General features: G+C 68.9%; 7 protein-coding genes. 3 read left to right on the top strand and 4 right to left on the bottom strand.

Annotated features, from left to right (window positions below):
* Both ACSAMQ_RS18825 and dxs read left to right on the top strand, forming a co-directional pair.
* On the top strand, window positions 1-638 hold a 638-nt coding region (locus tag ACSAMQ_RS18825), incomplete at its 5' end, for a hypothetical protein (RefSeq protein ID WP_435397126.1).
* Between the two features lie 151 nt (window positions 639-789).
* The gene (gene dxs, locus ACSAMQ_RS18820) at window positions 790-2,697 is read left to right on the top strand and encodes a 1-deoxy-D-xylulose-5-phosphate synthase (protein WP_435397125.1); all 1,908 of its coding nucleotides are present in this window, start codon (window positions 790-792) and stop codon (window positions 2,695-2,697) included.
* A 190-nt stretch (window positions 2,698-2,887) separates the two neighbouring features.
* Here dxs and ACSAMQ_RS18815 read toward each other — a convergent pair whose 3' ends face one another.
* The 3 genes from ACSAMQ_RS18815 to ACSAMQ_RS18805 are packed head-to-tail and all read right to left on the bottom strand — an operon-like array spanning window position 2,888 to window position 5,166.
* Window positions 2,888-3,220 (bottom strand): DUF3325 domain-containing protein, encoded by a 333-nt coding sequence (locus ACSAMQ_RS18815; RefSeq protein WP_435397124.1) that lies wholly within the window; start codon window positions 3,218-3,220, stop codon window positions 2,888-2,890.
* Between the two features lie 10 nt (window positions 3,221-3,230).
* The gene (locus ACSAMQ_RS18810; protein WP_435397123.1) at window positions 3,231-4,811 is read right to left on the bottom strand and encodes a PepSY-associated TM helix domain-containing protein; all 1,581 of its coding nucleotides are present in this window, start codon (window positions 4,809-4,811) and stop codon (window positions 3,231-3,233) included.
* A gap of 10 nt (window positions 4,812-4,821) precedes the next feature.
* On the bottom strand, window positions 4,822-5,166 hold the full coding sequence (locus ACSAMQ_RS18805) for a hypothetical protein (protein ID WP_435397122.1): 345 nt from the start codon (window positions 5,164-5,166) through the stop codon (window positions 4,822-4,824).
* Window positions 5,167-5,424: 258 nt separating this feature from the next.
* On the opposite strand from ACSAMQ_RS18805, the gene ACSAMQ_RS18800 reads away from it, so the two are divergent.
* On the top strand, window positions 5,425-6,423 hold the full coding sequence (locus tag ACSAMQ_RS18800; RefSeq protein WP_435397121.1) for a TraB/GumN family protein: 999 nt from the start codon (window positions 5,425-5,427) through the stop codon (window positions 6,421-6,423).
* Between the two features lie 37 nt (window positions 6,424-6,460).
* On the opposite strand, the gene ACSAMQ_RS18795 is transcribed toward ACSAMQ_RS18800, so the two are convergent.
* Window positions 6,461-8,776 carry a PEP/pyruvate-binding domain-containing protein gene (locus tag ACSAMQ_RS18795; protein WP_435397127.1) on the bottom strand — a complete coding sequence of 772 codons (2,316 nt, stop codon included), beginning with the start codon at window positions 8,774-8,776 and terminating at the stop codon, window positions 6,461-6,463.
* Window positions 8,777-8,821 lie beyond the last annotated feature (45 nt).

Genomic DNA, 8,821 nt, shown 5'->3' with positions numbered 1-8,821 from the left:
TGACCGACGCGGTCAGCGTCGCCGCGAACGCCATGCCCGCGAGCACGCTCACGCCGGCGGTTGCGACCATCACCGCGCGCGGCGACGGCCTGCTCGACTGGCTGGTGCCCGGCCGCCTGCGCGGCCTGCTGCGCGTGTCCCAGGGCAACGAGCGGCTGCTGATCGACGCCGACCAGCGCAAATACCACGGCCCGGCCGCGCTCAAGCCGCTGGCCGACTGGTTCGACCGCGGTTTCGCCGCCTCCGATTTCGAAGTGGTGCCGGCCGCGCAGTGGGAAGCCGCCGCGACCGAACTCGGCGCCTCGATGCCGCTGACCCGCCTGGTCTGGTTCGGCAACCTGCTCGCCGGCCAGGGCCGCCTCGCCCCGGGCTACGACCCGCAGCGCCGCTACCGCATGACCAAGTGGCCGCAGACCGAGCGCGAATATCCCAAGCACTTCCGCATCGCCACGGTGATGATGAAGGCGCTCGCGACGGTGTCCGAGATCGCCGAGGCCAGCGGCGTCACCGAAGCCGAGGTGGCCGACTTCATCAACGCCAGCCTCGCCACCGGTTTCGCCGAACCCGAGGGCGACCCGACGCCGGTCGAGCCGGCCAAGTCCAGCGGCGGCCTGTTCGGGCGTCTGCGCGGCCGCTGAGCCGCGCCTGCGGCGATCGGCCGCGGCATCCGGTCTTGCCTCGGCGCAGCGCCTTGCCGCGCCGGCTGTCTGAACATGAAGCGGTCGGACTTCTTGCTCGCCTCACGCGGGGGCGGGACAATGACCGACTAGCTGAAGACAGATGGTCGTAATGATCGATTCGCAGCGCTACCCGCGTCTTTCCCGTATTCAGGTCCCCGCCGACCTGCGCCGGTTCCCCGAAGAGGAGCTCCCGGCGATCGCCGAGGAACTGCGCGCCTACCTGATCGAACAAGTCGCGCTCGTGGGCGGCCATTTCGGCGCCGGGCTCGGCGTGATCGAGCTGACCGTGGCCCTGCACTGGCTGTACGAAACCCCGGTCGACCGGCTGGTGTGGGACGTCGGCCACCAGTGCTACCCGCACAAGATCCTGACCGGCCGCCGCGACGAGATCCATACCGTCAAGCAGAAGGATGGCGTGGCGCCGTTTCCGAAGCGTGACGAATCCGAGTACGACACCTTCGGCGTCGGCCACAGCTCGACTTCGATTTCGGCCGCGCTCGGCATGGCGCTGGCGCTGCAACACGCCGGCGACGAGCGCAAGGTCGTGGCGGTGATCGGCGACGGCGCGATGACCGCCGGCATGGCCTTCGAAGCGCTCGCCCATGCCGGCGGCCTGGAAGATCCCGAGCCGAACCTGCTGGTGATCCTCAACGACAACCAGATGTCGATCTCCGAGAACGTCGGCGGCGTCACCAAGATGCTCGGCCGCCTCACCGGCAGCCGTACCCTCAATGCGATCCGCGAAGGCGGCAAGAAGCTGCTCGGCGACAAGCGCAAGCCGGCCGCCAAGTTCGTGCGCCGCTGGGAAGAGCATTGGAAAGGCATGTTCGTGCCCTCGACCTTCTTCGAGGAAGTCGGCTTCCACTACACCGGCCCGATCGACGGCCACGACCTGCCGGCCCTGCTCGGCGCGATGAAGACGCTCAAGGGCCTCAAGGGCCCGCAGCTGCTCCACATCATCACCACCAAGGGCAAGGGCTACGAACTCGCCGAGGGCGACCAGATCGGCTATCACGCGGTCGGTCCGTTCGATCCCGAGAAGGGCCTGATCAGCAAGCCCGGCGCGAAGAAGCCGAGCTATACCGACATCTTCAGCGAGTGGCTGTGCGACATGGCCGCCGACGACGAGCGCCTGCTCGGCATCACCCCGGCGATGCGCGAGGGCTCCGGCCTGGTGCGCTTCAGCAAGGAATACCCGCAGCGTTACTTCGACGTCGCCATCGCCGAACAGCATGCGGTGACCCTCGCCGCCGGCATGGCCTGCGAAGGCGCCAAGCCGGTGGTGGCGATCTACTCCACCTTCCTGCAGCGCGGCTACGACCAACTGGTGCACGACGTCGCGATCCAGAACCTCGACGTGCTGTTCGCGATCGATCGCGGCGGCGTGGTCGGGCCGGACGGCGCCACTCACGCCGGCAACCTCGACCTGTCCTACCTGCGCTGCGTGCCGAACATGGTGGTGATGGCGCCGGCCGACGAAGACGAGTGCCGCAAGATGCTCAGCACCGGCCACCGTTACGAAGGCCCGGCCGCGGTGCGGTACCCGCGCGGCACCGGCCCGGGCGCGGCGATCCAGCCGACCCTCGACACTTTGCCGATCGGCAAGGCCGAACTGCGCCGCAGCGGCTCGCGCATCGCCCTGCTCGCGTTCGGCGCGATCGTGCCGGCGGCCGAACAGGTCGGCGCCGAACTCGGCCTGAGCGTGGTCAACATGCGTTTCGTCAAACCGCTCGACCGCGCGCTGGTCCTGGAACTGGCCCGGACCCACGAAGGCTTCGTCACCCTCGAGGACAACGTGGTCGCCGGCGGCGCCGGCAGCGGCGTAGCCGAGTTGCTCGCGGCCGAAGGCATCGTCCTACCGATCCTGCACCTGGGCCTGCCCGACGAATTCCAGCACCACGCCAGCCGCGAGCAGTTGCTCGCCGAAGCCGGCCTCGACGCCGCCTCGATCCGCGCCGCGGTGCTGCGCCGCTGGCCGCAGCTCACCGCGACGCCGGTGCAGACGGCGATCGGGTGATCGGTTGGCGGCGACGTGCACACCTCGCCGCACTGCCTGGGTAGAGGAGCGGCGCAAGCCGCGACCGCGATCTCGCAGACGCGATGTCCGCACAGTTCGAGCGGCCCGCAATGACGGACAGAATGACTTGAGCGAGCCGAATCCAGCGCAAGCTCCCGGCCACCCGCGGATGCCCTTGGTTCGCTGCGCCCTACCCCATCCACACCGGCATCAGCGCCAGCGCGCTGACCACCGTGGCGATGGCGACCCGGGTGCTCGCGCGCGGCGCCAAGGTCATCAACAAAGTCCAGGCCAGCGCCGACAGCATCAGCGCCGCGCACCAGAACACCGGCCCTTGCGACCAGCCCCAGCCGGCGACGAATAGGGCGAAGTCGAACACCAGCAAACCCCAGCCGGCCGCGCGCAGCCAACGGCCGCGGCGCGGGTCGAAGGCGCGCGCGAACAACTGCCGGTGATGCTTCTCGAGTCCGAGACTGAGCAGGCACCAGGCCGCGATGCCGAGACTGAAACCCAACCACAACATGCGATGTTCCTCAGTGATCGGCCACGGCCGTGTCGTTGATCGCGGCATCGTCGCGGGCGGCGCGGCCGCGCGCGGAACGCACCGGCGCCGATTGCCGCGCCTTGACGAACGAGTGCCGCGCCAGCCAGGCGAAGGCGACGCTCAGGACGAGTGCGGTCAGGTCGACGCTGGCCAGGGCCCAGTCGCCGCGCGCGATCGTCGCGAACAGATGGCTTTGCGGCGCGGTCGTCAAATTGACCAGGGGAATCAGGGCGAAGGCGATCGCGTTGAGGGCGAAGAAATGGCCCCAGCCGCGGCTGCGCACCGCGGGGATCGCCGCGTACAGCGAGGCGACGATCCACACTGCGCAGAACACCCCGATCTCCCAGCTCGCGCGCTCGGCGGTCGCGGCCGGAATCAGGCGATTGGCGATCAGCATCGCCGCGCTCGCCAGCGGCATGCCGCCGACCACGCCGAGATTCAGCGCCTGCACCAGGCCATAGCCCGACCACGCGCCGGCTTCGGCGACCTTCCTGGCGCGCTTGTTGACCCAGACCTGCATGCCGCTGGCAATCATCACGCAACCGGCCAGGCCGAGCACGAAGTACAGCCAGCGCAGCGCGCTGCCGCCCCACTGCGCCATGTGCAGGCCGCCGAGGAAGGTATAGGTCTTGTAGCCGGCCTTGTACGCGCCGGACTCGTGCAACAACCGGCCGTCGTTGGCGTCGTAGAAGACCTGATCGAAATTCCACGCCACCGCGCGACTGTGATCGCCGCCGAAGGAGATCGTCGCGCTGGTGTCGTCGGGATGGTGCACGCTGACCCAGGAAATCGGCTGGCCCAGTCGCTCGCGCGCGTCGGCGATCAGCTTGTCGATCGGATAGATCGACTTCAACGGCCGGTGAGTTTCCGGGCGCTCGTAGCTGTCGCTGGCTTCGACATAGAACTTCTCGACATCGCCGTCGTAGGCCGCGAGCAGGCCGGCCGGCATGTAGTTGGCGACGAAGATCGCCACGCCGGTGTAGGCGATCATCAGGTGGAACGGCAGGCCGAGCACGCCGGTCAGGTTGTGGCCGTCGAGCCAGGCACGCTGTCCGCCGCTCTTGGGCCGGAAGGTGAAGAAGTCCTTGAAGATGCGCTTGTGGATCACGATGCCGGTCAGGATCGCGATCAGCATGAACATGCCGGCGATGCCGACGATGTACATGCCCCAGGTTTCCGAATGCAGGTTGTAGTGCAGGGTGAAGAAGAACTCGCCGCCGGCGGTTTCCGGAACGACCTGGCCGGTGCTGGTGTCGATGTTGATCGCGTCGTGCGGGCCGGCGTCGTAATACACCGCCGACTGCAGCGCCGGGTTGCGTTCGCTCGGCAGGGTCACGTAATAGGCGTGCGGATGCGGCTTGGCGATGCGCTGCAGGCCTTCGATGGTCCGGCTCAGGTCGATGTTCTCGACCGGGGTCTTGCCGTGCAGCGCCGGCTGCATCCAGTGAGTCAGTTCTTTGTCGAAACAGGCGATGGTGCCGCCGACGAAAATCACGAACAGCAGCCAGCCGATCACCAGGCCGGCCCAGGTATGCAGCCAGGCCATCGCTTGCGAGAAAGTGTTCTTCATGCCTGCGCGCTCACGGTCGGGCGGCCAGTTCGGGGAACAACGCGGCGATGCCGTACAAGGCGGCCGCCGACAGGGCCGGCGCCCAGCACGCGCGCCACGGCGTGCGCGCGGCGAAGGCGTACATGGCCACGCCGCACCAGACGAAGAAACACAGCAGGCTCGCGGTGACCACGCGATCGTTGCGGCCGAGCGGCAGCGCCAGGGTCAGGAACGCGGTCGAGGCGTAGGCGACGGCATAGCCGATCGCGATGGCGGCGAACGCGCGCACCGCGACTTCGCCGCGATAGCGCCACGACAGGGTCGGACGCGGCTTGCGGGCGGGCGCGGAGGACGGATGGACGAGGGTCTGGGTCATACGCGGGTCATGGCCTGGCCGGTCCACCCGGCAGTCCGGCCGGTTGGATCGCGAAGCATGCTTGTGGAGGCGAATCGACAGTCTAATTGGCAATAGTTCTCATTTGCAAACCAGCCAGAAGGCTGGCCCGATGCCGGCCGGGCGACCCATACCAGTGCGATACAAGTGCAATACAACTCCGACCCACAGTCCGGGCCCCGGACCGGCTACGATCGCGGCTTCCGCTGAAGTCCCATCCCCCGCTCAGGAGCGTCACGGATGCGTCGTGCCCTGTTTGCCGTACTGCTGTTGGCCCTCGCCCAGCCCGCCGCCCTCGCCCAGCAGGCGGCGGTGCCGGCCGCCGACATTCGCGATCTCGACACTCTGGTCGTCACCGGCGAACAACCCGGGCCGGGCATGTGGAAGGTCGTGCGCGGCGGCCACGTGCTGTGGATCCTCGGCACCCTGAGCCCGTTGCCGAAAGACATGACCTGGCTGTCGCACGAAGTCGAGGCGGCGATCGCCGAGTCCGAGGAAGTGATCGCGCCGCCCTCGGTCAACTTCGGCACCGAGCTCGGCATGCTGCGCACCATGATGCTGATTCCGACCGCGCTGAAGGCGCGCAAGAATCCCGACGGCAAGACCCTGCAGGAAACCGTGCCGGCCGACCTCTACGCGCGCTGGCTGACGCTCAAGGCGCGCTACATCGGCCGCGACGGCGGGGTCGAAAAATGGCGGCCGATCTTCGCCGCGCAGGAACTCTACGAAGCGGCGATCCGCCAGTCCGGGATGACCCTCAAGGGCGTGGTCCAGCCGGTGGTCGAGAAGACCGCCAAGCAACACGACGTGCCGATCGTCGAGGCCCGGGTCACGGTCAAGATCGAAAACCCGAAGGCCGCGCTCAAGGAATTTTCGGCCAGCGCGCTCGACGACCGCGAATGCTTCGCCAAGACCCTGTCGCGCATCGAAAGCGACCTGGAATCGATGCGCGCACGCGGCAACGCCTGGGCGGTCGGCGACATCGCCAGCCTGCGCACCCTGCCGCAGGGCGACCAGTACCGCACCTGCCTGGAAGCGCTGGCCGCCACCGGCGTCGCCAAGCGCCTGGGGTTCGGCGACTTGCGCGAACGCGTCGCCGCGACGTGGCTGGAACGCGCGCAAGATTCGCTGGCGAAGAACCGCAGCACCTTCGCGACCCTGCCGGTGTCGGACCTGCTCGAACGCGGCGGCCTGCTCGATCGCCTGCGCGAACAGGGCTATACCGTCGAAGACCCCTGAGCGGGGCCGATCGCGCCGCCGCCATACGCATCGGCATTCAATCGCGCAGGCGGCGCACCCGGCCGCGGTGGCCGTCGACTTCGACGCGCTCGCCTTCGCTCAGCGCACCGAGAATGCCGGGCAGATTCGCCACCGCCGGAATGCCGAACTCGCGCGCCACGATCGCGCCATGCGAGAGGTAGCCGCCGGTCTCCATCACCAGCGCGCCGGCCTTGAGGAACAGCGGCGTCCAGGCCGGGTCGGTGCTCGGCGCGACCAGCACGTCGCCGCTTTCCAGCGCCCCCGCCTCGCGCGGGTCGCGGACGATGCGCGCCCGTCCGCTGGCGCGGCCGGCGCCGATCGGCGTACCCGTCCAGAACGCGCCGTCGCCATCCTGCATCGCCGCCGCATGATTCGCGGTCGCTGCCGCGGCGAGCTCGCCGTGTTCGATCACCACCTCGGGTTCGACCGTCGCCGCCCAAGCCAGACGGGTAGCGCGGCGTTCGTCGGCGCGCGCCTTGGCCTGGCGCAGCCCGAGCCGGCCTTCGGCGACCGCGCACAGTTCTTCGGCGGTCAAGTCGAAGACTTCGTCGGGCTCGGCGAAGCCGCCGTCGCCGGACAGCCGTTCGCCGAGCTTCATCGCCACCCGGCGTATCGCCTCGAAATACGCCATCAATGCGCTGCGCGCCGCCTCGCGGTGGTTGCAATCGACGGTCGCGCTGCGCGCCAGATGGCGGATCAGCGGCCGCAGCCACACCGGCGTGCATCCGCTCACCCGCTGCCAGGCCTGCGCCGAAATCTCGCGCTGGCGCTGCCGCAAGGCTTCGGCATCGCGGCCGATCAGGGACGCGACCATGTCGAGCAGATAGGCCGGTTGCTCGCGCCAACGCGGCTGACGCAGATAACTCTCGGCCACCGCGCGGTGGCCGTAACGTTCGAGAAAGCCGGCGAACTCGCGCCGGAAGGCGCTGCTCTGCGGCAGCTGGGCCGACCATTGCGCGCTGTCGCGACCGTCGCTGCGCAGCCATGACGACGCGGCCTCGTCCGCGGCCGCGACCTGGGCCAGCGCGATCAACTCGTAACCTTGCTGCGCGGTCACGCTGCTCTCGCCGCCGGCCATCAAGGCCGCGGTCAACGCCTGCCCTTCGCCCGGACAGCGTTTTTCGATCACATCGACGAGGGTGGTCAGGGTGCCGCCGGCCGAACCTTGCAGGAAGAACAACTCGTCCGATGCGCGCACCTGTGCGACCTGCTGGCGCAACAGCGTGGCCAGGCTGCGATTGCCCTGCGACAGCTCCTGTTCGCGCCAGGCTCGGGCCTGCTCGCGCGCACGGGCCAGATCCGCGTCCGCGCTGCGGCGTTTCTTCAATGATCGCCGCATATAGCGCACCAAGCGCCGGCCGCGTTGCATGCGCGTACGCCACGACGGCGCCGGCACCGCGATCGTCCCCTGGCCGCCGCCGAGCAGGGCGTTGATCGCCGCCGGCGCGATGCCATAGGCGTCGTAACCCTCCCACTGGATCAGCGATGCCTCGAGATAGACCCGGCCGTGATGCAGGCTGGCGTGGGGGACCCCGGGCAATACCGGATAACCGCCGAGTTCGTAGCCGAGCGTCAGCATGCGGTCGGCGGCGATCGCGTACAGCGACCAGTCCATGGCCGACAGCGGCTCGGGCAGGATTTCCTTGGTGTTGCCGCGCGTCCACAAGCTCGGCTGTTGCGACAACGCCGGATAGGTATGGCGCGCGCTCGCCGTCACCGGCCGCGCCTGCACGATCCAGAAACGGTCGCCGTCCCAGACCCACTCGACGTCGAAACGCGGCCGGGCGAAATCCAGCGCCGCCGCCGCATCGCGCGAGAGCGCGGCGATTTCCAGGACGCCCGCCGGGGTCAACACCGCGCGCTCGGCCAACTCGCGCGGGGTTTCCGATAACTCCGTGCCCCCGCCGGTGCGTTCCCTCGAATATTGGCGCTTGGCGCCGATGCGTTGCTCGATCGGTTCCAGGCCGTCGTCGATGCGCCGCACCTGCAGGCGGTATTCGTCGACGTCGGCCTGACCGCCGACCAGGGCTTCGCCGAGCCCCCAATGCGCATTGACCAGCACGCGGTCGTTGCGGCCGGACAGCGGATCGCAAGTGAAGACCACGCCGGAAGCGACCGCCGGCAGCGACGGCATGATCACCACCGCCATCGCCGCGTCGGCGGCGTCGAAACCGAAACGTTCGCGATAGGCGACGGCCGCGGGTTCGCGCGCCGAATCCCACACCGCGACGATCGCGGCGGCCAGCGCCTCGGCGCCGCGGACGTTGAGGCCTACATGGAAGCTTTCCTGGCCGCCAGCTACGCGTACGAAACCAGCGGCAACGGTCAGCACGATGCCTGGTACGGCCTGTACTACTGCGTGCAGAGTTCGGCGAAT

This window comes from Lysobacter sp. 1R34A, assembly GCF_051217035.1.
Lineage (GTDB): Bacteria > Pseudomonadota > Gammaproteobacteria > Xanthomonadales > Xanthomonadaceae > Lysobacter.
The sequence above is the reverse complement of the archived record's forward strand: the minus strand, read 5'-3'. Positions and strand labels throughout refer to the sequence as shown.